Annotated in this window: 1 protein-coding gene; it reads right to left on the minus strand. The window is 45.0% G+C overall.

The window, feature by feature from the left end:
* Positions 1-11: 11 nt before the first annotated feature.
* Positions 12-1,241 carry an IS256 family transposase gene (locus NK987_RS21330; protein WP_259265497.1) on the minus strand — a complete coding sequence of 410 codons (1,230 nt, stop codon included), beginning with the start codon at positions 1,239-1,241 and terminating at the stop codon, positions 12-14.
* Positions 1,242-1,290: the final 49 nt, after the last annotated feature.

The raw sequence follows: 1,290 nt of genomic DNA on the forward strand, positions 1-1,290 counted from the left end.
GGGAGTGTTCATTAAACTGTGTCATTTCCTTCAAACCGTTCATCAAAGTAAGCAATTAGGTCTTTTCGTATGGAAGGCCAAGCGAATATTGAACCGTTCCATTTTGTCTGAGCATTCATTGTTGCGAGATAAATCTGCTTTAAGATAGCATTTTCTGAACTGAATGCACCTTTGGTTTTGGTAACCTTCCTTACCATCCTGTGATAGCTTTCTATCGGATTGGTCGTATAGATCAGTCTGCGGAGCTGTGGGGGATACTTGTAAAAGTTGGTTAGTTTGTCCCAGTTGCGGTGCCAGGATTTAAAAACCACTCTGTACTTTTCGCCCCAAAGGCTCTCAGCTTCCTCCAGATAATGAAAGGCTGTTTTTTCATTATCGGAAGTGTAGATCTTTTTAAGGTCCCTGATCATAGGTTTGAGATCTTTCTCTGTGATACATTTCATTGAGTTTCTCATCTGGTGTACCAGACAGAGCTGGACATCGGTCTGGGGGAAAACGTCTTCCACTGCTTCGGCAAACCCGCTGAGATTGTCAATGCATATGACCAGAATATCCTTCACTCCCCTCAATTTGAGTTCGTGGAGTACCTGGCGCCAGAACCTGCTCGATTCGTGGTCACCGAAATAAACACCCAGAACTTCTTTCTGCCCATCCTTGGTCACACCGAGAATGGAATATACTGCTTTGGTTTTGACAACACCGTCTTCTCTTACCTTAAAATGCATGGCATCAAGCCATACCACCGGATAGAGACTCTCCAGAGGCCTGCTCTGCCAATCAACAATCTGCGGGTAAAGCCTGTCGGTTATAGCAGTAATCGTACCTTCCGAAACTTCAATCCCGTACATCTCCCCGACATGTTGCTGGATATCCCTGTAACTCATGCCCCTGCCGAAAAGGGCTATGATCTGCTGGTCTATGTCCGAACTTATCTTATGCTGCCGCTTGCCGACGATCCGGGGCTCAAAACTCGAATTGCGGTCCCGGGGAGCCAAAACTTCAAAGCCGCCCAACGAGCTTTGAATGTTTTTGGCTCCATGCCCATTCCGCCTGTTTTTTGACCCTTTTCTTGTTTCATCCAAATGATCATCAAGCTCTCCTTCAAGTGCGGATTCAATAATCATCTTAAGCATAGGAGTAAATACCCCGTCTTTACCTGCCAATGGTTTGCCTGAGCGTAGGGCATCTGCTGCCTGTCTGGCAAATGCCTTGAAATCAAATTCATCTCCGTTTTCTTTCATAGTCAAAATTTAATAAATTAAACATTGACACAGTTAATTGAACAGTCTC

This window comes from Aquiflexum gelatinilyticum, assembly GCF_024813435.1.
Classification (GTDB): domain Bacteria; phylum Bacteroidota; class Bacteroidia; order Cytophagales; family Cyclobacteriaceae; genus Cognataquiflexum; species Cognataquiflexum gelatinilyticum.

Coding starts and splice junctions, on each gene's coding strand:
- NK987_RS21330 (WP_259265497.1), bottom strand. CDS start 1,241: ATGAAAGAAAACGGAGATGAATTTGATTTCAAGGCATTTGCCAGACAG.